The organism is Anaerotignum faecicola, assembly GCA_024460105.1.
In the GTDB taxonomy this organism is placed as follows: domain Bacteria; phylum Bacillota; class Clostridia; order Lachnospirales; family Anaerotignaceae; genus JANFXS01.
The window spans coordinates 1-496 of record JANFXS010000180.1 but is presented as its reverse complement, the minus strand read 5'-3'; the positions used below and the strand labels follow the sequence as shown (position 1 = coordinate 496).

The window sequence follows — 496 nt, the reverse complement described above, 5'->3', positions numbered from 1 at the left end:
GGCGCCTTCAACCGCAAAAGAGTATACATCGATCGGCGAGTCGGAAATAATTAAGTCAGGAGCGTTGGTCCCGGAGGCCACTGCCGACATGAGAGCCCCATTTTTGATACCGGCGCCTTCAATCTGCTGGCGGGTGACATGGATACCGTTATCCGCGTACATTTCATTGAATAAGTCAACCCGGCTCTGATCCCATTCACCGGAACCGCCTGTAAATGCTGACCAGTAGACGAGTTCACCGGTAAGGTCCGTCTCCTCTTTTTCGATTCCGGCAAAAGTACCGGCTGCCGAATTTTCGCTGGCCGTTGTTTCAGCGGCAGCTTCTGTCTTTGCGGCTTCTGTGGCTTTCGCTGCTTCTGTGCCTGACGGTGTTGTACCCGAACTGCATGCCGCTAAGTTTGCAGCTGTTATTCCTGCGAGTGCTAAGGCTGCGATTTTGCGTAACTTCATAATTTTTCCTCCCTGATTTATAAGTTTTTGTCTTCTTTCACCTGGA

The 496-nt window shown here is 51.0% G+C and carries 1 protein-coding gene; it reads right to left on the bottom strand.

Annotated features, from left to right (window positions below; genetic code table 11):
• A partial coding sequence (locus NE664_13400; GenBank protein MCQ4727628.1) for a hypothetical protein occupies positions 1-450 on the bottom strand: 450 nt, incomplete at its 3' end.
• Between the last annotated feature and the right edge of the window lie 46 nt (positions 451-496).